16 protein-coding genes are annotated in these 22,676 nt (G+C 72.2%); 12 read left to right on the plus strand and 4 right to left on the minus strand.

The features are described from left to right. Positions 1 to 579 precede the first annotated feature (579 nt). Positions 580 to 1,116, plus strand: coding sequence for a GNAT family N-acetyltransferase (locus tag ACFOX0_RS28625; RefSeq protein ID WP_377551850.1), 537 nt, complete (start codon positions 580 to 582; stop codon positions 1,114 to 1,116). 12 nt (positions 1,117 to 1,128) lie between these two features. On the opposite strand, the gene ACFOX0_RS28630 is transcribed toward ACFOX0_RS28625, so the two are convergent. Continuing rightward, complete coding sequence (locus ACFOX0_RS28630) at positions 1,129 to 1,647, minus strand: MarR family winged helix-turn-helix transcriptional regulator (protein WP_377551852.1); 519 nt, start codon at positions 1,645 to 1,647, stop codon at positions 1,129 to 1,131. Positions 1,648 to 1,666: 19 nt separating this feature from the next. Here ACFOX0_RS28630 and ACFOX0_RS28635 point away from each other — a divergent pair, with 19 nt between their 5' ends. Beyond that, entirely contained in the window at positions 1,667 to 2,950 is a 1,284-nt protein-coding gene (locus ACFOX0_RS28635) for a glycosyltransferase (protein ID WP_377551854.1), read from the plus strand. Between the two features lie 268 nt (positions 2,951 to 3,218). Here the strand turns inward: ACFOX0_RS28635 and ACFOX0_RS28640 are convergent, their stop codons facing one another. After that, positions 3,219 to 4,262: a LacI family DNA-binding transcriptional regulator gene (locus ACFOX0_RS28640; RefSeq protein ID WP_377551856.1), complete on the minus strand. Its 1,044-nt coding sequence runs from the start codon at positions 4,260 to 4,262 to the stop codon at positions 3,219 to 3,221. Between the two features lie 235 nt (positions 4,263 to 4,497). Here ACFOX0_RS28640 and ACFOX0_RS28645 point away from each other — a divergent pair, with 235 nt between their 5' ends. Next, the gene (locus ACFOX0_RS28645; RefSeq protein WP_377551858.1) at positions 4,498 to 5,469 is read left to right on the plus strand and encodes a penicillin-insensitive murein endopeptidase; all 972 of its coding nucleotides are present in this window, start codon (positions 4,498 to 4,500) and stop codon (positions 5,467 to 5,469) included. An 86-nt stretch (positions 5,470 to 5,555) separates the two neighbouring features. Next, entirely contained in the window at positions 5,556 to 6,779 is a 1,224-nt protein-coding gene (locus ACFOX0_RS28650) for a cytochrome P450 (RefSeq protein ID WP_377551860.1), read from the plus strand. 158 nt (positions 6,780 to 6,937) lie between these two features. On the opposite strand, the gene ACFOX0_RS28655 is transcribed toward ACFOX0_RS28650, so the two are convergent. Next, a complete protein-coding gene (locus ACFOX0_RS28655) occupies positions 6,938 to 9,949 on the minus strand; it encodes an AfsR/SARP family transcriptional regulator (RefSeq protein WP_377551862.1) in 3,012 nt (1,003 codons plus the stop codon). A gap of 198 nt (positions 9,950 to 10,147) precedes the next feature. Between ACFOX0_RS28655 and ACFOX0_RS28660 the strand changes: the two genes are divergently transcribed. After that, entirely contained in the window at positions 10,148 to 10,861 is a 714-nt protein-coding gene (locus ACFOX0_RS28660; protein WP_377551864.1) for a response regulator, read from the plus strand. Next, complete coding sequence (locus ACFOX0_RS28665; protein WP_377551866.1) at positions 10,858 to 12,111, plus strand: sensor histidine kinase; 1,254 nt, start codon at positions 10,858 to 10,860, stop codon at positions 12,109 to 12,111. The genes ACFOX0_RS28660 and ACFOX0_RS28665 overlap by 4 nt, the downstream gene beginning before the upstream one ends. Positions 12,112 to 12,127: 16 nt before the next feature. On the opposite strand, the gene ACFOX0_RS28670 is transcribed toward ACFOX0_RS28665, so the two are convergent. Continuing rightward, positions 12,128 to 14,755 (minus strand): phospholipase D-like domain-containing protein, encoded by a 2,628-nt coding sequence (locus tag ACFOX0_RS28670; protein WP_377551868.1) that lies wholly within the window; start codon positions 14,753 to 14,755, stop codon positions 12,128 to 12,130. Positions 14,756 to 15,098: 343 nt separating this feature from the next. Between ACFOX0_RS28670 and ACFOX0_RS28675 the strand changes: the two genes are divergently transcribed. The 6 genes from ACFOX0_RS28675 to ACFOX0_RS28700 all read left to right on the plus strand — a co-directional run bounded on the left by ACFOX0_RS28675 (position 15,099) and on the right by ACFOX0_RS28700 (position 22,557). Beyond that, the gene (locus ACFOX0_RS28675; protein WP_377551870.1) at positions 15,099 to 16,244 is read left to right on the plus strand and encodes a phospholipase D-like domain-containing protein; all 1,146 of its coding nucleotides are present in this window, start codon (positions 15,099 to 15,101) and stop codon (positions 16,242 to 16,244) included. Between the two features lie 89 nt (positions 16,245 to 16,333). Beyond that, the gene (locus tag ACFOX0_RS28680; protein WP_377551872.1) at positions 16,334 to 17,335 is read left to right on the plus strand and encodes a LacI family DNA-binding transcriptional regulator; all 1,002 of its coding nucleotides are present in this window, start codon (positions 16,334 to 16,336) and stop codon (positions 17,333 to 17,335) included. Between the two features lie 243 nt (positions 17,336 to 17,578). Then, a complete protein-coding gene (locus ACFOX0_RS28685; protein WP_377551874.1) occupies positions 17,579 to 18,955 on the plus strand; it encodes an ABC transporter substrate-binding protein in 1,377 nt (458 codons plus the stop codon). A gap of 134 nt (positions 18,956 to 19,089) precedes the next feature. Next, positions 19,090 to 19,974, plus strand: a complete 885-nt coding sequence (locus tag ACFOX0_RS28690) for a carbohydrate ABC transporter permease (RefSeq protein ID WP_377551876.1) — start codon at positions 19,090 to 19,092, stop codon at positions 19,972 to 19,974. Between the two features lie 3 nt (positions 19,975 to 19,977). Further along, positions 19,978 to 20,865: a carbohydrate ABC transporter permease gene (locus ACFOX0_RS28695; RefSeq protein WP_377551878.1), complete on the plus strand. Its 888-nt coding sequence runs from the start codon at positions 19,978 to 19,980 to the stop codon at positions 20,863 to 20,865. Between the two features lie 66 nt (positions 20,866 to 20,931). Continuing rightward, the gene (locus ACFOX0_RS28700; protein WP_377551880.1) at positions 20,932 to 22,557 is read left to right on the plus strand and encodes a glycoside hydrolase family 13 protein; all 1,626 of its coding nucleotides are present in this window, start codon (positions 20,932 to 20,934) and stop codon (positions 22,555 to 22,557) included. Positions 22,558 to 22,676 lie beyond the last annotated feature (119 nt).

The following is a 22,676-nucleotide window of genomic DNA, read 5'->3' on the forward strand; positions in this document are numbered from 1 at the left end:
CTCGGTGATCGAATCACCCAACGGCATCACCCGCACCCCACCGTTGGACTCCGCACTCGCCGGCCCCGCCACCACGGCCGCACCGACCGCCGCCAACGCGACCGTCACGGCCGCCGCGGCGAACCATTTCTTCTGTGTACGCATGATCAGACCTCGCTGTCGGTCTCCGGCGGACACGGTGCCGGCGGTCGGGTCACCGCGGTCCGCGTTCCGCACTTGACGGTGAAATTGGTGGCGCCATTCGCCGGCCACACCGGCCGTACGGGCGACGGCGCCCGTCGGCGTGACCGGCTTTCGAAGTCGGAGGGTCGAAGTGCGCGTGGCGTCCACTGCGGCGCGCGGTGCCGGTGGTTGGCCCGGACGGTTGCCGGCGGGGAAGGCGCGGGAACGAGTCGGTCCCGGGTGCCCTCGCGACGCGGCGATCCCGACGCGGAGCGTGCCCTTCGCTCCGTTGCCGGCAACGTAGCATGTTATCGTTAACATCTTCAATGGGTGAACGTCGATGGATATTCGCTCTCTGCCATCGGCTCGGTAGGCTGGCGCGGTCACCGTTCCGTCGTTTTCCGGGGAGTGCCGCCGATGACCAGCCCCGCGCCCGCCGAGGTCCGGACCGCTGACCGCGCCGACGTCGAGGCCCTCGTGGACCTGATCGAATCGGCGTACCGGGGAGAACGCAGCCGGGCCGGCTGGACGACCGAGGCGGACCTGCTCGCCGGGCAGCGCGTCGACCCGGCGATGGTGGTCGCCGCGGTGGACCGCCCGGACGGCGCGATGCTGGTCGCCGAGGACGACACGGGCATCGTCGCGTGCTGCCAGCTGGAGCGCCGCGCGGATTACGCCTACTTCGGCATGTTCGCGGTCTCCCCCCGTCGCCAGGGCGCCGGGCTGGGGCGGGTGCTGCTGGCCGAGGCCGAGCGGTACGCCCGCCGGGAGTGGGACGCCGGCGAGATGCGGATGACCGTCATCCGGCAACGCGAGGACCTGATCGCCTGGTACGAACGCCGCGGCTACAGCCGTACCGGTGAGGTGAGCCCGTTCCCGTACCGCGACGAACGGTTCGGCGTGCCGCTGCGTCCGGACCTGGAGTTCGAGACGCTGGCCAGAAAGCTGGTTTGAGGGCCGGGCCGGTCACCGGGCCGGCGGCGGGTCGGCCGCGCCGCTCACGGGTGACGCCGTCGGTTCCGGGGTCGCGTCGAGCGAGGACAGGACCCGTTCGGCCAGCTCGACGAAGACGGCCAGCTCGCGATCGGAGAGTACGGCGAACCAGTCGGCGACGGCGGTGTGGTCGTCGTCGTCCCGGGAGCGCCAGTACGCCCGGCTCGCCTCGGTGACCGAGAGCAGCTTGCGTCGGCCGTCGGTGGGGTCGTCGCGGACCGCCAGCATGCCCTTGCGCTCGAGTGCGCGGACCAGTTGGGCCACGTTCTGGTGGGTGGTCCCCAGGCCCGCCGCGACCTGCTTCACCGACGGCGCGTCCAGCGCGGCCACCAGCGTCAGCAGGGCCGCCTGACCGGTGGTGAGGTCGTCGGCACGCAGCCGGTCGTCCATCAGGTAACGCAACCGCTGGGCCAGGGACAGGGTGAGCCGGAACGCCCGTACCGGCGGGGTCAGCTCGCCGCGGAGGAAGGGTGACTTGTCTGTCGACGACATAGGAAATATATTACCTATCGTGTCGCCGGAACACCGCATCGTCCTGATGCCGCACTGCGGCTACCTCTCCGAGACGTCCCGGATGCTGGAGATCCACCGCGCCCTCGTGCGGCGCGGCGCGTCCGTGCGGATGGCCACCCACGGCGGCGTCCACGAGCGGCTGCTGCGCGCGGCCGGCGTCGACTACGACATCGTCGGTCCGCACATGACCGACGCCCGCTCGGTCGAGATCGTCGCCGCGGCGACCGGCCTGGGCGACGTACGGCAGAGCATGTACGACGACGCGGAGCTGCTCACCTATGTGCGGGCCGAGGCGGAGTACTTCCGCGCGCACGCCACCCGCACCGTCGTGACCGGATACACGCTGACCACCATGCTGTCCACCCGGCTGGCCGGCGCCGCGCTGGTGTCCGAACACAACGGCTGCTGGGTGCCACCGGTCTTCGAACGGGGCCTGGTGCCCGCGCCGAGCATGCGCCGCACCCGGCACCTGCCCGGCCCGGTCGGGCGGCTGCTGGTCAACCGGGTGCTGCCCCGGACCGGTTTCTACTGTGGCGGCTTCAACCGGGTGGCGGCCCGGCTCGGCGTCCCGGGCGTACCCAGTCTCGCGGCCCTGGTGCTGGGCGACCTCGCGCTGGTGCCGGAGATCCCCGAGGTGCTGGGCATCCCGGCCGCCGAGCTGGAGTCCTGGCGGCCGGCCGGGCGGCGCTACCGGCCCGACACGCGGCTGCGCTACACCGGTCCGCTCTTCGCCCACCTCGACCTGCCGGTCCCGGACCGGGTCGCCGACTTCCTCGCCGCCCCGGGCCCGGTCGTCTACGTCGCACTCACCTCCAGCACGCCCGACCGGGTCCGCCGCGTGGTACGCGCTCTGCGACCACTCGGCGTCCGGCTCCTCGTCGCCGCCACCGTGCACGACCTGACCGATCTCGCCGACGACCGGACCTGCGTCGGCACCGTCCTGCCCAGCCACCTGATCATGCGACGCGTCGCGCTCGCCGTCACGGGTGGCGGACAGGGCAGTGTGCAGACCGCCATGGCCTCGGGGACGCCGGTCCTCGGCCTACCCATGCATCCCGAGCAGGACCTCAACGTGGCTCTCCTGCGCCGGCGGCACGCCGCCCTCGCGGTGGCGCCCCGACACGCCGGCAGCGCCCGGCTCACCCGGGCGGCGGCCCGGATGCTCGCCGACCCGCGGTTCACCGCCGCGGCCCGCCGCATCCGGGACCTGTACGCGGCGGTCGACGGGCCGGGCAACGCGGCGGACGCGATCATCGAGCTGACCGCGCGACCGGGCGACTGACCGGCCCCGACCGTCCGGTCGGACACGGGGCGGGCCGGTCGGTCGGACCGGCGTCGGCCCGGTCGCCCCGGAGGTGACCCTGTGCCGGCGTTGTCGTACCCGTCGGACGGCGGCCGGTCACCCCGCGCACCCGGGCCGGCCGGTGCCCCGCCGGCGGGACACCCGACCGACCGGCGCCCACCGACGGGCGGTGCCCAGCCGATTGGCGAGGCTCAGCCGGTGGCCGTGGCTTTGCCGGTGCCGCGGGGCTTTGCCGGTGCCGCGGGGCTCAGCCGGTGGGCGGGGGCCCGCCGGCGGGGGACCGCTGGGGGACCGGGCCGGTGCTGGACCGCAGCGAGATCGGCGGACTGTACAGATGGTGGCGCGGTGGCATGACCGGTCCGGCGATGCGCTCCAGCAGCAGGGACACCGCCTCCGCGCCGACCTCGGCGGCCGGCACGTCCGCCGCCGTCAACGGTGGGCGGAAGTCCTCCGCCCAGTGCCGCGCGGCGACCCCGGTGACCGAGAAGTCCCGCGGCACCACCAGGCCGGCGGCCGCCAGGGCGCGCTGGATCCCCGGCAGCGCCGCCTCGTTGACGGTGACCACCGCGGTGACCCGGGGATGGGCGGCGAGCAGTTGTTCGAAGCATGCCTCGCCGGCCGCCGCGTCGTCGCCGCAGCAGACGTCGACCCCGGTCAGGCCGCGCTCGGCGACGGCCGCGGCGAAACCGATCAGGGCCCGGTGCCCGGGGCCGTAGCCGGCCGCGACGAGTTCGGCGGAGCGGTTCACCAGGGCGACGTGCCGGTGTCCCAGGTCGGCCAGGTGGTGTACGCACCGGGCGATCAGTCCGGGGTAGTCGATGTCGACCCAGGACATGCCCTCCGGGTCGGCGGTCCGGCCGATGGTGACGAACGGCAACCGGCTCTGTCGCAGCCGGGTCACCCGGTCGTCCTCCATCCGGATCTCCATCAGGATCACGCCGTCCACCCGCCGGCCGGTGACGATCCGTTCGAACGACCGCTCGTGGTCACCGCCGGAGGGGGAGAGCAGCACGTCGAGGTCGGCGTGTGCGGCCGCCTCCACGACGCTCGCGACGAAGCCGAGTTGCATGTCGGTCAGCCGCTGGCTGGCCGGCGGGATCACCAGTCCGAGGGTCCGGGTGCGTCCCTCCTTCAGGGCCCGGGCGCTGGCGTTGGGGCGGTAGTCCAGCTCGTCGATGACGGCCTGGATCCGTCGGCGGGTCGCCTCCGACACCGTGCGTTTGCCGCTCAGCACGTACGACACCGTGCTGCGCGACACCCCCGCCCGTCGGGCGATCTCCCCGATGTTCATCCCGCTCCCGTGGCCGAGCCGGTCCACCGGCAGCCTAGGCGGCGCCGCTCGGCATGGTCAACGCATGCCCTGCCGAGGCTCTCCGTGCCTTGATCACCGTCTATTGACATCGCCAGGCGAGGCGGGGACAGTGTTGACGATTTTCACTGCATGAATGAATGACGGCGGGAATTTTCGTTTCTCCGGCCGGTCGGTGTCCAGCCGACCGGCCGTACCGAGACTTGGGAGGTAATCGATGAGGAGGCTCCTCGCCCGGTGGTCGCTCGCGGCGGCGACGGTCCTGGCCTCGCTCGCGGTCGCGGCATCACCCGCGCACGCCTACGCCAACGCCTTCTTCCCCACCCAGAGCAGCGGCAACCGCGGTACCGACGTACTCACCATCCAGTACCTGCTCGCCAACGCCGGACACGCCACCGGAGCCGACGGCGTCTTCGGCCCGGCCACCGCCACCGCCGTGCGGAGCTTCCAGACGGCCAAGGGGCTCGGTGCCGACGGCATCGTCGGCCCGGCCACCTGGGGCGCGCTCGCGGTGACGATCCGGCAGGGCGACTCGAACTCCGCCGTACGCGGCCTTCAGGTGCAGCTCAACGCGAAGCGGTCCGCCAAGCTGACGGTCAACGGGGTGTTCGACGCCGCCACCGCCGCCGCCGTACGGAGCTTCCAGTCGCACGCCGGCATCGACGCGGACGGCATCGTCGGGCCGACGACCTGGCGCAACCTGGTCTGGCACTACGAGTACGCGCTGCCCAACGGCAACATCTGCGACCAGGACCCGGACGGCAACGGCCTGGCGAACTGGGCCACCGGCGCGGCGATCGGTCAGCTCCGGACCGGCATCGCGAACTTCGTCAGCACCGGCCAGGGCAAGGTGCCGCTCGGTGACTCCGGCTTCGAACACGGCGGGGACATCGCCGGCCACGCCAGTCACGAGGTGGGGCTGGACATCGACATCTGGCCGATCCGCACCGACAGCGCCCAGTGCACCGCGGGTCGGATCACCTGGCAGTCCAGCACGTACGACCGGGCCGCCACCCGGCAGCTGGTGCAGGCGATCCGGGCGGCCGCGCCCGGGCACGTCCGGGCCGTCTGGTTCAACGACCCGGTGCTGATCAGCGAGGGACTGACCAGCACCCAGGCCAACCACGACAACCACCTGCACATCCGGTACTGCGAGGCGGTCCACCCGAACAGCCTGTACGACTGCTGACCGCGGCTGTCCGGGCCGGTGGGTGACCTCCGGCCCGGACCGTGTCCGGCCGTTTGTCGGGCTGTTCGGCGGGAAGTACCTGCCAGATGACTGGAACGCCGCTCGCCGATCAGACCGTCCGGTTCGCGATCGAGGGCTACGGCTGGCTGCCCAACCTGCGCCGCCGCACCGGTGGCGACGTGGTGCGTACCCGGCTGCTCGGCGGGCCGGCGGTCGGGATGTGTGGGCCCGCGGCGGCCCGGTTCTTCTACGACGAGGAGCACATCCGGCGGCACGGCGCGTTGCCCGAACCGATCCAGGGCACCCTGTTCGGCAAGGGAGCCGTGCACGGCCTGGACGGGGTGGCGCACCAGCGGCGCAAGGAGCTGTTCACCGGCCTGATGACCCCCGAGGGGGTGGAACGGTTCGGCGCGCTCGTCGCGGACGCCTGGGACGCCGCCGTACCCGGCTGGCGCGAGCGCGGGGAGGTCACCCTCTTCGACGAGGCCGCCGTGGTGATCTGCGTGGCGGTGTGCCGGTGGGCGGGCGTACCGGTGGCCGACGCGGAGGTCGGGCCGGTCACCGCCGACCTGGTGGCGCTGGTCGACGGCTTCGGCACCGTCGGCCCACGGCACTGGCGGGCCCGGCGGGCCCGCGGCCGGCTGGAGGAGCGGTTCGGCGACCTGGTCGAATCGGTACGCCGGGGCGAGGTCACGGTGCGGCCCGGGTCCGCGACCGCGGCGGTCGCGGCGCACCGCGACGCCGACGGCCGGCAGCTGGACCGCCACGTCGCGGCCGTGGAACTGCTCAACGTGCTACGCCCCACCGTGACCGTGGCCTGGTTCATGATGTTCGCCGGGCACGCGCTGCACCGCTGGCCGGAACACCGGGCGGCACTCGCCGACGGCGACGGCGGGTTCGCCACCGCGTACGCGCACGAACTGCGGCGGTTCTACCCGTTCGCGCCGTTCATCGGCGGGCGGGCGGCGCGCGACCTGACCTTCGACCGGGAGCCGATCCCGGCGGGGGCGGTGGTGCTGCTCGACGTCTACGGACAGAACCACGACCCCGGCCTGTGGCCCGACCCGTACGCGTTCCGTCCGGACCGGTTCGTCGACCGCGAGATCGGCCAGTTCGACCTGATCCCGCAGGGCGGCGGCGACCCGCGCACCGGGCACCGCTGCCCCGGCGAGGCGATCACGATGGCGGTGCTGACCGCGCTGGTGCCCCGCCTGGCCCGGCTCGACCACCGGGTGCCCGAGCAGGACCTGACCATCCCGCTGCACCGGATCCCGACCCGGGTGCACAGCGGCGTCCGGCTGGCACTCTGACGGGTCGCTCCACCGCCACACCACCTTGATCGACAGCGACGAATCACACGACATCCCTGGTGGGCTGCGCGATGCAACGGCAGCCTCCTGGCACCCGAGCTGCTGGACGGCATTGTGGAGACCGCCGTCGACCGGTTCGTCCGCGGATCGCGCGGCCGCTAGACGGCGCCGTCACCGCCGGCCCCGCCGTCCGTGAGGCGCCGGCGCACGTCGACGGCCTCCTGGCGGACGCGCCGCCCGGTCATCCGGTCGCCGGTCGCGTCGTACGCGTCGGCGAGGGTTTCGATGCCGGTCGCCAACCAGTGCGGCGAGTCGATCCGCCGCCAGATGTCCACCGCCTGCGTGGCCCGCCGACGGGCGGCCGCCGCCCGTCCGGCGGCCAGTTGGGCCACCGCCAGCGCCCACAACGCGCCGGCCTCGCCCCAGTCGTTGCCGACGTCGCGGAACACCCACAGGCAGCGGGCCAGCAGCAACCTGCCCTCGGCCGGCCGGCCCTGGCGGACCCGCATCTCCCCGAGCCAGCAGGCCGCGTGCGCGGCGCCCACCCGGTCGCCGAGGCCGTCGCTGATCCGCTTGGCGTGCAGGAAGTGCCGGGCGGCGAGGTCGTGCCGAGCGCGGGCCCGCTGCACCTGGCCCAGGGATCGCAGGGCCTGCGCCTCGCCGGGCAGGTAACCGGCGGCCCGGCTCAGCCGCAGGCACTCGACGAAGCATGCCGCGGCATCCGCCAACCGGCCACGCTCCAGGTGGACCACGCCGAGCCCGCTGGTCGCGTACGCCAGGCCGTTGACGTTGCCGGTCGTCCCGCTCAGCGTGCCGGCGCGGGTGAATTCGGTCAGCGCGTTCCCGTACTCGCCGCGCAGCCGGTGCAGGTAACCCAGGCCGGCGGCGATGGCCGCCTCGTACTCCGGGTCCTTGGCGGCGTCCGTCGCCCGCGCCGCCCGGAAGTGCGCCACCGCCTCGGCGTAGCGGTCCTGGATGGTGTCCAGCTCCCCGAGGCCGCGGTGCAGCCACCTCGCGGCCCGCCGGTCACCGCCCCGCCGGGCCGCCGCCAGCGCCGCGGTCTGCGTCCGCCGCCATTCGGCGAACCGGTTGCCGACCTGGAAGAACGTGGTGAGCGAGGCGGCCAGGCAACACGCCAGGCGCAGCGCGCCGGCGGTCAGGCCGTGGTCCACCAGGGCGACCAGGAAGGCGTGTTCCCGTTCGTACCAGGCGCGCGGGTCGGCGGTGATCCGGTCCGCCTCCGGCCGGGGCAGGCTCCACCGGGCCTGCCGGTGTCGCGTGACACCGAGGAAGTCCGCGGCGAGCCGGGCGCCGGCCTGTTCGGTCAGGCTCAGGCCGGCACCCAGCAACCGGTGGAGCGCGCCGGCACGGGCGTGCGGCGGATCCGTCGCCGCCTGCTCCTGGGCGTACAACCGGATCAGGTCATGGAACCGGAACCGCGTCCCGTCGGGCGCCGGGTTGCCGGGTTCGGCGCCGGGTTCCACCAGGTGGGCGGCGGTCAACTCCTCGAGCAGCCGCTCCGCGGTCGGGAGCGGGGCGTCCAGCAGCGCCGCGAGCGCCCAGCCGGGGAAGTCCCGGACGGGTAGCAGGCCGAGCCGGCGAAACGCCTGCCGGGCCTGCGGCGAGAGACCGCGGTAGGTCAGTTCGATGCCGGACCGGACCGAGAGGTTCCCACTGGCGAGTTCGTCCAGCCGCCGCTGGACGGCCGCCAGCCGATCCGCGAGCGCGGCCAGCGGCCACCGTGACCGTGCCGCCAGCCGCGTACCGGCGATCTGCAGGGCGAGTGGCAGATGCCCGCAGAGGGCGGCGACGCGGGCGGCGGCGGCCGGGTCGGCCGCGACACGGGCCGAGCCGGCCAGCCGGCCGAGCATGGCCACGGCGTCGTCGGTGGAGAGCACGCCGAGGGGCACCCGGTGCGCGTCGATCGGACCGCTGAGGACGTGCCGGCTGGTGATCAGCGTGGCGCAGCCGGGCCCGGCCGGCAGCAGCGGACGGACCTGGTCCGCCGAGGCGGCGTCGTCCAGCAGCAGGAGGATCCGCCGCCGGGCCACCACGGATCGGAACAGGGCCGCTGCCTCGGCCTCCTCGTCGGGCACCGCGTCGGGGCGGACGCCCAACGTCCGCAGCAGGCGCCCGAGCGCGTCGACCGGACGCAGTGGAATCAGGCCGGAGGTGGCGCCCCGCAGGTCGACGTAGAGCTGCCCGTCCGGGAACCGGTCGGCGCCGCTTCGGGCCGCCGCCAACGCCAAGACCGACTTGCCGACACCGGCCACCCCGTCCACGGCCACCACCAGCGGCCCCGGTGCCGGGTCGGTGAGCAGTCGCCGCAGATCGGCCAGTTCGACGGTACGGCCGTAGCAGTGACGGGGCCCGGTGGGCAGCTGACGGGGTGCGGCACCGGCGGCCGGCCCGGCGGAGGTCGGCTGGACCTCCCCGCGCAGGATCTGCTCGTGCAACCGGCGCAGTTCCGGCGCCGGGTCCACGCCCAGCTCACCGGCGAGCATCCGGCGCAGCCTGGCGTACGTGGCCAGCGCCTCACTGGCCCGGCCCGCGCCGTACAGCGCCCGCATCAGCAGCTCCCACAGTCGTTCCCGCAGCGGGTTCTCCCGGGCCAGGCTGCCCAACTCCGCGATCGTGGCCTCCGGCTGGCCCAGGACCAGCCGGGCCCGCGCCCACTGCTCGACGACCGCGAGTCGGCGCTCCTCCAGTCGGGTCGCCTCCGCGTGCAGGGCCGGCCCGCAGGGCACCCCGTCCAGTACCCGACCGCGCCACAGCCGCGTGGCCTGTTCCAGCCGGTCGGCCGCCACCGGCAGCCACCCCGCGCGCAGCGCCCGCTCGCCCTCCTCGACGAGCCCGTCGAACCGGTCCAGGTCCAGCTCGCCGGGGAGGACGCTGAGCTGGTAACCACCGGCTCCGACGGTGCGGACCCGGGTGCCGGGCTCGCCGGGTGGGCGCAGTACCCGACGCAGGCTGGCCAGGTAGAGCCGCAGGTTGGACCGGGCCGCCCGGGGCGGCTCCCACCAGACCGACTTCACGAGACGGTCGGCGGACAGCCCCTGGTTGCGGTACAGCAGCAGCGCGGTGAGCACGGCCCGTTGCTTCGGCGGACCGGTGTCGAGGCGCTCACCGCCGTGGAAGACGTCCGGCCGGCCCAGAACCTGGAATTCCATCTCCTCGTCCCTGTAGCGCGAGAAAACTCCTCGGTGGTGGTTCCCGGAGGTGACGCTACGTCCGTTCCGGGAGCCGGTCGTCATACGACGACGTCAGTCCCGGTCAACTTTCGCGGTATGCCGGGCCCGGGTCGGCCGCACCGGAGGTTCGTGACGAATCGATAGACTCCGGTGGGCGACGGGGAGGACGGGCGGCGAGTGTCGAGCGGCGATGCGGCGGTGCGGGACATCCGGGTGCTCGTGGCCGACGACCAGCCGCTGGTCCGCGCGGGCCTGGCCGCACTGCTGCGGGCCGCGCCCGGCGTCGAGGTCGTCGGCGAGGCCACCAGCGGCGAGGAAGCTGTGGGGCTGGCCCGGGAAACCGCCCCGGACGTGGTGCTGATGGACATCCGCATGCCCGGCCTCGGCGGGATCGCCGCCACCAGGCGGATTCTCGGTGCGGACGCGATCACCCGCCCCGGCGTGCTCATCCTGACGACGTTCGACCTGGACGAGTACGTCTACGAGGCGCTGCGGGCCGGCGCGCACGGGTTCCTGCTCAAGGACATCGCGGCCGACCGCCTGCTCACGGCGGTCGCGACCGTCGCGGCCGGCGAGATGCTGTTCGCGCCCAGCGTCACCCGGCGGCTGGTGGAGGCCTACGCCGGTCGCCCCGGCGGGCGGACGGCCGGGCGCGCGCCGGACCTGAGCGGGCTGACCACCCGGGAGTGCCAGGTGCTGCGGCTGGTCGGGCAGGGACTGGTCAACGTTGACATCGCCGACCGGCTGCGTATCTCCGAGGCCACCGTGAAGACACACCTCAACCGCGCCATGAGCAAGCTGGGCCTGACGAGCCGGGCGCAGGCGGTGGTCCTGGCCTACGAATCCGGACTGGTCGTGCCGGGAGCCGCCGCACCGGGTCCCGCCGAGTGACCGACCCGGGCATTCGGAGTTCCGCGCCGCGGGCGTTCCGCGGCCGGACCGTCGGTCGCGCCACGCCGACGGCGATCGACGTTCTGCTCGCCCTGTCGCTGGCCACGCTCACCGGCATAGCGGGCACCGGGTACCGGATGCCGTCCCACCGGTCGTTCGACGCCTGGGCGTGGGCGCTGACGTTCGCGGTGGCCCTGCCGCTGGCGGTCCGGCGCCGGTACGCCCTGCCGGCGTTGCTGGTCTCCTGCGCCGCGTACACCGGGTACCTGGCCGCGGGCTACCAGCCATCGGTCAACTGGGTCGCCCCACCGCTGGCCCTGTACACCGTCGTGGCGCTGCGACCACGGCGGATCGCGCTGGTCGGCGCGGCGGCCGTGGCGTGGGTCGTCTTCTACAGCGGTTGGCAGGCGCGGGTGCTCCCGCTCAGCGTGGTCCTCGGCCAGGTCCTGCTCATCGTGGGCATCGCCTGGCTGTTCGGTACCAACGCCCGCCTGCTCGCCCGGCGCAACGCCCAACTGGCAGCGCTGACCGCCCGGCTGCGCCACGAGCAGCAGGAGCGGGCGCAGCGCGCGGTCACCGAGGAACGCATGCGCATCGCCCGGGATCTGCACGACGACGTCGCCCACCACATGTCGGTGGTCTCCGTGCAGGCGGCCCTGGCCCAGTACGTCTTCACCTCGAATCCGGCCACCGCGCGCGTCGCGCTCGACGCCATCGCCGAGGCCGGCCGGCAGGCCCAGCGGGACCTGCGCCACCTGCTGGCCGCCCTGCGCATCGGACCGGACGGGACCGAGGACGGCGCGCCGACGCCAGGGCTGGACCGCCTCGACGACCTGGTCGACCGGGTCCGCCGCGCCGGCCAACCGGTCGACGTCGTGGTCAACGGCCGGCCGCGGCGGCTGCCGAACCACCTGGACCTGTGCGTGTACCGGATGATCCAGGAGGCGTTGACCAACGTGCTGCGGCACGCCGGACCCGCGCACGCCACCGTGACGCTCGACTACCGGCCCGAGCAGATCCTGGTACGGGTGACCGACGACGGGCGGGGCGACCGCGCCGGCCCGGGCGACCGCGTCGACCCGGGCGAACCGGGCGAACCGGTCGGCCACGGCCTGATCGGTATGCGGGAGCGGGCCCGGCTGTTCGACGGCACGGTCGCCAGCGGCAACCGGCCCGGCGGCGGGTTCGAGGTGGTGCTGACGCTGCCGTGCCCCGAGACGCCCGCCCACGACGCCGCCTGCCCCCGGTGACACGTCCACCGCCCGGTCAACAGGTCTGCGCGCAGTTGCGCAGGCCGTAGCGGATCTTCAGCTGGGTGCCGCCGTTGCCGTCCCAGTCGTCGACGTAGAGCACGGTCAGATAGCCGGCCTGGTCGACGCCGACGGCGGGGGCGTCCTGGCGGTTGGCCGTGAAGACGCTGAGCCGGTACTCGGGGAACAGGTTCTCGGTCGTACCGGTCGGGCCGACGCCGCGGGCCCACACCTCGGTGCCGCTGCTGCCGCTGGTGAGTCCGGTCGTCTGGCCCGTCTCCTGCCAGGTGACGACGGCGTTGCCGGCACCGTCGACGGCGAGGTCCGGATGCGACTGACGGCCGACGCGGTCCGACTGGTAGGCCGTCTGCTCGGTCACCGTGTACACGCCGGACGAGTTGTTCGTCCACCGGTAGATCGGCCCGCTGACGGCTCGGGCGGCGAACGCGGCCGTCGTGCCGGTGAAGCCGCGCACGTAGATCAGCGACTGCGGCTTGCCGTCGTAACCGGTGCGGCCGGCGTAGTCGTCGGTCCAGGCCACGTACCAGGTGCCGGCCGGACCGGCGCCGACCGCCGGGTCGAGCTGCTGACCGTCGGAGAGGTCGCCGGTGTGTACGGCGACGAGCGCACCGAACACGCCCGCGAACGTGCCGGTCCGGGCGCGGATGCTGTACCCGCCGTTGCCGTCCGCGTCGTCCTCCCAGGCGATCGCGGCGGTTCCGGCGGCGTCGAGCGCCAGGTCCGGTCTGCGGTACGTGCCCTTGGCGACGGCCTGGACCGGTACGTCGTAACCCCCGCTGACCGCCGACACCCGGGCGTCGGTGGCGCTGAACGAGGCGTACCGGATCGAGCTGGCACCGGCGGTGGACCGGTCCTGCCAGGCGACCCCGAATCGTCCGTCGGGCAGCACCGCGACCGACGGCTCGCTCTGGTCACCATCGGCCTGGGAGTTGATGTTGACGACCGGGGTCATCGTGCCGTCCGGGTGTACCCGGCGGGAACGGATCTCGTAGCCGCCGTTGCCGTTGCCGTCGTCGGCCCACACGACCACGGCGTCACCGTTGGCGGCGAGGCCGACGTCGGGGGTGCGGTAGTTCCATGCCGTACTGCCGCCGGTGCGCACGACGACGTCGGACTGGCGTGCCCCGTCGACGAAGCGGCCCAGCCGGATCTCGTTGCCGGTGCCGGTCAGCGAGCCGGAGCTGTACGCGACGGCGCTGACGTGGTGCCCGTCCGCGTCGCGGCGGGCGGCGACGGCCGGCTGATGCTGGTCGCCGGTGGCCACCTGGTTCGCCGTGGCGAAGGTGGCGTCCGGGTACCGCGACGGGGCGATAGTCACGGCCGCCCTGCGGATGGCGGCGAAATCGGCGACGTAGCCGCCGTAGACGGTGGCGTCGTCGATGCGCATGAACGTCTCGTCGTTCTTCTTCAGCGCCCCGTTGGTGAGGTTGTGCGAGCCGGTGTAGACGTACTGGTGCGTCTTGTTGTCCTTGCGGGACACGCCCTGGGTCAGCAGGTACTTCGAGTGGATGCTGCCGTCGGCGCACTCGGCGTTGACGGCGGTGCCGACCCCGAAGAACGACTGGCGGCAGCCGCCCGGGTCCATCGCGTAGACGCCGATCCCGCGCGCGGTCAGCTCGTCCATGGCGTCCTCGTGCTCGCCGGTGGCGACCTCGACGGTGCAGCCGGCGGCGGCCTTGTCGCCGAGCGCGTCGATGACCTCCGGCCGGGCCTGCCGGAAGCCCCACATGGCGAGGCGGATCACGTCGTCGGTGCCGGTGGTGGAGCACTGCACGTCGTCGATGGCGGCGGCGAAGACGTCGTGCCGGGTGCTCTGCGGGTTGAACGAGCTGGTGATCTCGTTGTCCTCGGCGGTGCTGGGGGAGTTGCGGGGGGAGAACCAGACGCGGAACGCCCCGGCGTCGGAATGGCCGGTCTCGTACACCTTGCCGGTGCCGGTCACCGTGACCTTGCGGTCGACGTAGGCGCGGTAGACGGTGGCGAGCGCGGCGTTTCCGGAGACCTCGACCAGGTTCTGGAACATCTGCTGCTGCGGGTTGGTCGGGTTGTTCGACGCGACGACGGTGACGTCGGTGCGTCCGTCGGAGAGGGCACCGAACACCCAGAACTTGTTGTGGTTGATGCCGACGCCGCCGCCGGCGCAGGAGGCGAAGCAGCGTCTGACCCAGGAGCCGGTCGCTCCGGACGTCCACGCCGGCAGGCTGGCGACCAGCGCGTCGACCTGGTCGGACTGGTTGCACACGGCGGGGTCGCCGCCGGTGCACGCCTCGACGAGCAGGCGTACCTTCACCCCCCGCCGGTGCGCGGCCAGCAGGTGGTCGGTGATGGCCGGGTCGGTGAAGCTGTACAGCGACGCGTACAGGGTGGAGCCCGCCAGGCTGGCCTGGACCAGAGCGTCGATCTCGTCCCGCAGGCCGGTGGTCTGGTACCGGGCGAGCCGCGGTCCGGTCTTGGTGGGATCGGGCGCGGCGTAGTCGGCGTCGGGGACCGGGTCCAGGTTCGGTCGCAGGAACAGGACCTTGACCGAGCCGCTGGTCACGGTCACGGTGTCCGCCGCGGCCGGCGTCGCCGTGTCGATCACCATGCCGATCACCAGTGCGAACGCCAGGACCAGACGGCGCATGGCGGGTGCTCCTTTCGGACGCGGGGGAGGAGAAGGCTTCGCGGTCGCCGGCCGGGCCGGCGATGCGGGCGATTGTGCGGTACGCCCGTTCGCGTCCGCCAGGGCGATCGTCGTGGTGGCCGCCGCGGTGGCCGGCCCGTCGTCGAGGGTCATCCGGTCCCGGCGCTGGTCACGCCGTACGCGGTGCCGACCGGACGGTCGCGGCGCACGACGGAAGGCATGATGCGGGTGTGCGGAACATGTGCACCGCCGCTGCGATCCTGACGTGGTGCCACGGCGGGGGAGGGCCGGTGCGGTCCGGCCGCCGCGGTGGTGGCGTCCGCACCGTCGTCGAGGAGGCTTGATGTTTCTACGTCGCATCACCGCACTGCTGGTCACCGGTGGCCTCGCCGTCACCGCGTCGTTGGCACCGACCACACCGGCGGTCGCGGCCGTGGCCTCGGGGGCCGTGTTCAACAACCCGACCGTGGCCGGTCAGCAGTACGCCATCATCGACCACGTCCAGGGGCTGATCCGGGGCGCTGCGGCGGGATCCACGATCCGGATGGCGATGTACCACTTCACCCTGACCCGGGTCTCGAACGACCTGCTGGCGGCGTACGACCGGGGAGTGCACGTACGGGTCGTGGTCGACAGCCAGTCCCGCGACTACCCGGCGGTGACCAGCCTGACCGCCCGGCTGGGCGGGAACCGGGCCAACCCGTCCTGGGTGACCGTCTGCACCACCGGTCGGGCCTGCATCGGGAACCTCGGCACGCCGATCATGCACAACAAGTTCTTCCTCTTCTCCAACACGTCCGGGTCGACGAACGTGCTCGTGCAGAGCTCGTCCAACCTGACGTCCGGGAACGCCGAGCAGTACTGGAACAACGCCGTGACGCTGGTCGGCAACACCGCCGTCTACAACTCGTACGTCGCCTACCACGACGACCTGGCGGCGCAGGTGAAGAACAACGACTACTACCGGACCACGTCCAGCGGCAACGCCAAGTCGTACTTCTTCCCGCGCGCCGGTAGCACCCAGGACACCGACACGATCTACAACATGCTCGACGAGAACGTCACCTGCGAGGGCAACACCTCGACCGGAACCGAGACAGGACGCACCATCATCCGGATCGCCATGTGGTACTTCAGCCGCAACCCGATCGCCAGCAAGCTGCGCGAGCTGGCCGACCGGAAGTGCTGGGTGGAGGTCGTCTACACGGACACCGACGCCGACGTGCTGCGCATCCTGTCCGGGCACAGCCGGATCAAGCTGTACCGGATCAGCGGCGACTACATCGTGCACTCGAAGTACCTGCTGATCGAGGGGACGTACGCCGGGCAGAAGGACACCAAGTGGGTGATGACCGGCAGCCACAACTACTCCAACGCCGCGCTGCGGGAGAACGACGAGGCGCTGCTGCGGGTCCAGTCGGCGGCCATCCACGACCAGTACCGGTCGAACTTCTGGGCGCTGCGGGCCGCCGCCGCGCCGATCGGCTGACCTGGACGCGTCGGGTCGCGTCCTGCCGGTCGCACCGTGGAGCGCGGGGCTGTTCATTTCTTGCAAGAATCTGACGTACGATCGCGACCGTGACGAAACGCTTGACGGAGGTGGCCCGCAAGGCGGGCGTCAGCGAGGCGACCGTGAGCCGGGTGCTCAACGGCCGGGGCGGCGTGTCCGAGGCGACCCGGACGGCCGTGCTGACCGCGCTCGACGTGCTCGGCTACGAGCGGCCGACGAAGCTGCGCGGGGAGCGGGCCCGGCTGGTCGGACTGGTCCTGCCGGAACTGCAGAACCCGATCTTTCCGGCGCTGGCCGAGGTGGTCACCGGCTCGCTCGCCCAGCGGGGCTTCACCCCGGCGCTGTGTGCCCGCACCATCGGCGGCGTGCCCGAGTCCGGCTACCTGGAGATGCTGCTGGACCACCAGGTCAGCGGCGTGATCTTCGCCGGTGGCGCGTACGCGTTGGCCGATGCCTCGCACGAGCACTACCGGCGGCTGAACGACCGGGGCCTGCCGGTGGTGCTGGTCAACGCCGGCGTCGAGGAGTTGGGCTTCCCGCGGGTGTCCACCGACGACGCGGTCGCCGTCGAGCAGGCGTACGGGCATCTGCGCTCGCTCGGGCACGAGCTGATCGGCATGGTGCTCGGTCCGGAGGACCACGTACCCTCGCGGCGCAAGCTGGACGCCATGGTCCGGGCGGCGGACTGGGGTGCGGACCGGAGCCGCGTCGAGCGGTCCAGCTTCTCCATGGAGGGCGCCCGGGTCGCCGCGGCCAAGCTGATCGAGCGTGGCGTGACCGGCGTCATCTGCGCGAGCGACGTGCTGGCCCTGGGCGCCATTCGGGCCGCCCGCCGGCTCGGCCGCGTGGTGCCGGCCGACGTGTCGGTCGTCGGCTTCGACGACTCCGCGTTCATGACCTGCACCGATCCGCCGTTGACCACGGTGCGGCAGCCGATCGAGACGATGGGTCAGGCGGCGGTGGACCTGCTGGTCACCCAGATCGAGGGCGCCGGCGTGCTGCACGAGGAGCTGCTCTTCGAACCCGAGCTGGTGGTACGCGGTTCCACCGCCCCCGCGCCCCGCGGCTGAGCCCTTCGCGTCACCCGGCCGCCGACCACTGCATGTGGTCGGCGGCCGTTTTGGTGCCTCCCGACATCTCCGTCGCGATCCGCCGTTACAAAGTCGAGTTCTTTCGTCGATGGATCGAAACCTTGCCGTAAAGAGTCGGCATCGCTACATTGACTGCACTCAACCGCACCCGGGACCCCGTCGGGGCGGCCGTCGAAGATCAATGAATGCCATCGATGCACCTGTTCCCGAAGGGATGGGCAGATGTCCGTACCGCAACATCGGAAGGTCCTGGCCGCGACACTCGCGGCCGGCCTCGGGCTCGGCCTCGCGGCGTGCTCCACCAAGAGCGACAACTCCGCCGGAGCCGGCGGCAAGGTGACCATCACGGTCGACTGTCAGCCGGTCGGCGCGCAGAAGGAGCTGCTGAAGAACTGGAACGACGACGTCGCCGAGTTCCAGCGGCAGAATCCGACCATCGTCGTCAAGAGCGTCAGCGTCGGCGAGCAGTGCAACAACCCGCCGGACTTCACCGCCCGCCTCGCCGGTGGCACCGTCACCGACGTGTTCTACGGCTACATGACCGACCTTCAGCAGGTGCTGGACTCCGGTCAGGCGATGGACATCACCGGGTACGCCACCAAGGACACGCTCCCGACCTGGGACAGCGTCGACCCGGCGCTCAAGGAGGTCTTCACCGACGGCGGCAAGCTCTACGGCGTACCGGTGAAGAACTACTCGATGGGCCTGATCTACAACAAGGCGCTGTTCCAGCGCGCCGGGCTGGACGTGACGAACCCGCCCAGGACCTGGCCCGAGGTGCGGGCCGCAGCCAAGAAGATCTCCGCGCTCGGCGGCGGCGTCGCCGGATACTCGGAGTACAGCGCCGGCAACACCGGCGGCTGGCACTTCACCTCGCTGCTCTACTCCCAGGGCGGCCAGGTGCTGACCGCCGACGGCAAGAAGGCCGACTTCAACAACGCCAGCGGCAAGCAGGTCCTGCAGAACCTCAAGGACATGCGGTACGGCGACAACAGCATGGGCAGCCGGCAGCTACTGCAGTGGGGTGACCTGCTGACCAACGCCGGCGCCGGCAAGGTCGGCATGTTCATCGGCGCGCCCGACGCCACCCAGGCAATCGTCAGCCAGTTCCAGGGCCGGTACCAGGACTGGGCGATGGGCCCGCTGCCCGGTCAGGACGGTCCGGCCAAGGCGACGCTCGGCGGCGGCGAAGGCTACTTCTTCAAGAAGGGCCTCTCGCCGGAGCAGGTCAAGGCCGGTCTGAAGTGGATCGCCTACCAGAAGCTGACGCCGGGCAAGGGCCAGTTCGACTACGTACGGGCGAAGCCGCAGAACTATCCGGTGGGCCTGCCCCAGCCGCTGCTGTTCACCAACGGCAGCGACGCGCAGAAGCAGGAACTCGAACTGCGCAAGGCCAACGCCAACGTGGACACCACCAACTACGCCGTCTTCGAGGCCAACCCGGTGCCGATCAAGGGAGAGCCGCGCAACGCGCAGGCCGTCTACGCGGTGCTCGACGCCGCGATGTCCGGGGTGCTGACCAACCCGAACGCGAACATCGACGTGCTGCTCAAGACGGCCGAGGACAAGGTCAACCAGCTCCTGGCCGCCGGTAGCTGACCCGACCCGCGTGGGGGCGGGCCAGGTCGGTCCCGCATGACCGAACGCACCGAGCGGAGCGAGGGCCGTGAGGGCATGCCAGGTCAGCCCGCCCCCACGCACCGGACCCCGTCGCCACTACCGCAGGAGTCGCCTTGACGCCCACCACCGCCCGGAAGGTACGGGACAACCTCACCGGGCACACGTTCCTGATCGGCGCGGTCGCCTGCTTCGCCGTCTTCTCCTGGTATCCGATGGTCCGCGGCGTGGTGATGAGCTTCCAGCGCACCCGACGCGGCGAGACCACCTGGGTGGGCTGGGACAACTACACCCGGATCGTCGCCGACCCGAGCTTCTGGACCGCCTGGCGGAACACGCTCGTCTTCACCGGCCTGGCGCTGGTGCTCGGCTACGCCGTGCCGTTCGGTGTGGCGATCCTGCTCAACGAACTGCGCCACGCCAAGGGCTACCTCCGGGCGCTGGTCTACCTGCCGGTGATGCTGCCGCCGGCGTCCGCGCTGTTCCTGTTCAAGTTCTACGCGTACGACCCGAGCGAGGCGGGGCTGTTCAACGCGGTGCTCACCGCACTGCACCTACCCACGTCGGAGTGGATGCAGTCGCCGACCATGACGATGCCGGCGATGGTGCTCGCCTCGACCTGGATGAACATGGGCGGCGCCGTGCTGATCTACCTGGCGGCGTTGCAGAACATCCCCGGCGAGCTGTACGAGGCCGCCGAAATCGACGGCGCGGGCGTGTGGCGGCGGATCACCAACGTTACCGTCCCGCAGACCCGGCTGATCCTCGCGCTGCTGGCGATGCTGCAGATCGTGGCCACCATGCAGCTCTTCATCGAGCCGCTGATCCTGGCCAACGGCGCCGGCACGCAGGACTCGGCGACCTCGGTGGCGTACCTGATCTACCAGCACGGCTTCTTCCAGAACGACCTCAACGGCGCCGCCGCGCTCGGCGTGATCATGTTGGTGGTGCTGGCCGGGTTCTCCGCCGTCTACGTGCGACTGACCGCGAGACAGGACTAGGACATGGCAGCCGACTCCACCACCCGGACCCTGATCTCCCCGGCCCAACTGCGGCGCGGCCGCGGCCGGCTCCTCTACTGGACCGTGCTCACCGTCGTCGTGGTGACGTTCACCCTGGTCTTCCTCGGCCCGCTCTACTGGATGGTCACCGGAGCGCTGAAGTCGGGCCAGGAGATCGCCCAGACGCCGCCGTCGCTGTTCCCAGCTGCCCCGCAACCCCGGAACTACGTCGACGCCTGGACCAACCTCGACCTGGCGAAGCTGCTGTTCAACACGTTCTACTACGCCACCGGCGCGGTGCTGTTCCAACTCGTGTTCGACACCGCCGCCGCGTACGCGCTGTCGAAGCTGCGTCCGGTGCTGGGCGGCGTGCTCCTCGGCATGATGCTGGCGACGCTGATGATCCCGGCGATGGTGCTGATCGTCCCGCAGTACGTGACCGTGATCGATCTGCCGATCGTGCACCTCAACCTGCTCGACTCGCCGTTCGCCATCTGGCTGCCGCTGGTCGCCAACGCGTTCAACATCTTCCTGCTCAAGCGGTTCTTCGACTCGATCCCCGAGGACCTGATGGCCGCCGCCGTGATGGACGGCGCGTCGCCGCTGCGCACGCTCTGGTCGATCGTCCTGCCGATGTCCCGGCCGATCCTCGGCGTGGTCGCGATCTTCGCGGTGACCGCGGTCTGGAAGGACTTCCTCTGGCCGAAGCTGGTCATGCCGTCGCCGGAGACGCGCACGGTCAGCGTCGGCATCTACGCCTTCGCCGGCGGCACCCCGATGAACGTGGTGATCGCCGCCTCGGTCATCGCCGCGATCCCCACCGTCGTGCTGTTCCTGATCTTCCAAAGGAACATCATGTCCGGCCTGACCACCGGCGGCCTCAAGGGCTGACCCGGGCACCGTCGCCCGACGGTCAGCCGCCCGCCGACGTACCGATCTCGCAGAAAGCAGGTGGCCGTGTCCAAGGCCGACAGCAGCCCGTGGTGGCGCTCCGCGGTGATCTACCAGGTCTACCCGCGCAGCTTCGCCGACGGCAACGGCGACGGGATCGGCGACGTCGCCGGCATCCGGTCCCGCCTGGATCACCTCGTCGCGCTCGGCGTCGACGCGATCTGGTTCAGCCCCTGGTATCCGTCGCCGATGGCCGACGCCGGCTACGACGTGTCCGACTACCGCGACATCGACCCCGTCTTCGGCACCCTCGCCGAGGTGGAGGCGCTGATCGGCGAGGCGCACGCGGTCGGCCTCCGGATCGTCGTCGACGTGGTGCCCAACCACTGTTCGGACGCGCACCCGTGGTTCCAGGCGGCGTTGGCCGGCGGGCCGGACGCGCCGGAGCGGGAGCTGTTCTGGTTCCGCGCCGGCCGGGGCCCGGGCGGAGAGCTGCCGCCCACCGACTGGACCGGCGAGTTCGGCGGCCCGACCTGGACCCGCACCACCGATCCGGACGGCACCCCCGGCGACTGGTACCTGCACCTGTTCGCCCCGCAGCAGCCGGACTTCAACTGGGACCACCCCACCGTGCGCGCCGAGTTCGAGGACATCCTGCGGTTCTGGTTCGACCGTGGGGTGGACGGCATCCGGATCGACTCGGCCGGCCTGCTGGTCAAGGACGGCACGCTGCCCGAGGTCCGCCCGGGCCGGCCGCACCCGTTCCGCGACCTGGACGGAGTGCACGACGTCTACCGGGCCTGGCGGCGGATCGCCGACGGGTACCCGGGCCAGCGGGCGTTGGTCGGGGAGGTGTGGCTACCGGACCGGCAGCGGTTCGCCAACTATCTGCGCCCGGACGAACTGCACACCGCGTTCAACTTCGACTTCCTCGGCTGCGCCTGGGACGCCACGGCGCTGCGGGAGAGCATCGACGGCACGTTGGCGGCGCACGCGCCGGTCCGCGCGCCGGCCACCTGGGTGCTGTCCAACCACGACGTCACCCGGCACGTGACCCGCTACGGCCGGGCGGACACCAGGTTCAGCTTCGCCGCCAAACGCGAGGGCACCCCCACCGACCTGGAACTGGGCACCCGCCGGGCCCGGGCGGCCGCGCTGCTCTGCCTCGCGTTGCCCGGCGCCGCCTACGTCTACCAGGGCGAGGAACTGGGACTCTGGGAGGTCGAGGACATCCCGTACGAGCTGCGGCAGGACCCGATGTGGGAACGCTCCGGGCGGGTCGACCCCGGCCGGGACGGCTGTCGGGTGCCGCTGCCCTGGCAGGGTGACACCCCGCCGTTCGGGTTCGGCCCGGAGGGTACGACGCCGTGGTTGCCGCAGCCGGCGGACTGGAAGGACCGCACGGTACGCGCCCAGACCGGCGATCCGCACTCGATGTTGGAGCTGTACCGGGCGGCGCTGGCGCTGCGCCGGGCCGAGCCGGCGCTCGGTGACGGGACCCTGACCTGGCTGCCCGCGCCGGACGGAGTGCTCGCGTTCGCCCGCGACTCCGGCTTCGGCTGCCTGGTCAACCTCGGCGGCGAGGCCGTACCGCTGCCCGGGCACGATCGACTGCTGCTGGCCAGCGGGCCGCTCGACGACGACCGGCTGCCACCCGACACCGCGGTCTGGCTGCGTACCCGATCGACCTGAACCGCGGCGGCGCCGGCGGCCGTGCCGGCCGGCGCCCACGCTCGCACCGGGGAGGACAGGAAGGAGACCGCAGCATCGCCGTAACGGGGGAGTCCGGCCACCGACGAAAGGGAGCACAC

It is taken from the genome of Micromonospora zhanjiangensis (assembly GCF_042650605.1).
In the GTDB taxonomy this organism is placed as follows: Bacteria; Actinomycetota; Actinomycetes; order Mycobacteriales; family Micromonosporaceae; genus Micromonospora_J; species Micromonospora_J zhanjiangensis.

What these genes read in the sequence shown, in the direction of transcription:
- ACFOX0_RS28625 (WP_377551850.1), top strand. Translation starts at nt 580, where the DNA reads ATGACCAGCCCCGCGCCCGCCGAGGTCCGGACCGCTGACCGCGCCGAC.
- ACFOX0_RS28630 (WP_377551852.1), bottom strand. Translation starts at nt 1,647, where the DNA reads ATGTCGTCGACAGACAAGTCACCCTTCCTCCGCGGCGAGCTGACCCCG.
- ACFOX0_RS28640 (WP_377551856.1), bottom strand. Translation starts at nt 4,262, where the DNA reads ATGAACATCGGGGAGATCGCCCGACGGGCGGGGGTGTCGCGCAGCACG.
- ACFOX0_RS28645 (WP_377551858.1), top strand. Translation starts at nt 4,498, where the DNA reads ATGAGGAGGCTCCTCGCCCGGTGGTCGCTCGCGGCGGCGACGGTCCTG.
- ACFOX0_RS28650 (WP_377551860.1), top strand. Translation starts at nt 5,556, where the DNA reads ATGACTGGAACGCCGCTCGCCGATCAGACCGTCCGGTTCGCGATCGAG.
- ACFOX0_RS28655 (WP_377551862.1), bottom strand. Translation starts at nt 9,949, where the DNA reads ATGGAATTCCAGGTTCTGGGCCGGCCGGACGTCTTCCACGGCGGTGAG.
- ACFOX0_RS28670 (WP_377551868.1), bottom strand. Translation starts at nt 14,755, where the DNA reads ATGCGCCGTCTGGTCCTGGCGTTCGCACTGGTGATCGGCATGGTGATC.
- ACFOX0_RS28675 (WP_377551870.1), top strand. Translation starts at nt 15,099, where the DNA reads ATGTTTCTACGTCGCATCACCGCACTGCTGGTCACCGGTGGCCTCGCC.
- ACFOX0_RS28685 (WP_377551874.1), top strand. Translation starts at nt 17,579, where the DNA reads ATGTCCGTACCGCAACATCGGAAGGTCCTGGCCGCGACACTCGCGGCC.
- ACFOX0_RS28695 (WP_377551878.1), top strand. Translation starts at nt 19,978, where the DNA reads ATGGCAGCCGACTCCACCACCCGGACCCTGATCTCCCCGGCCCAACTG.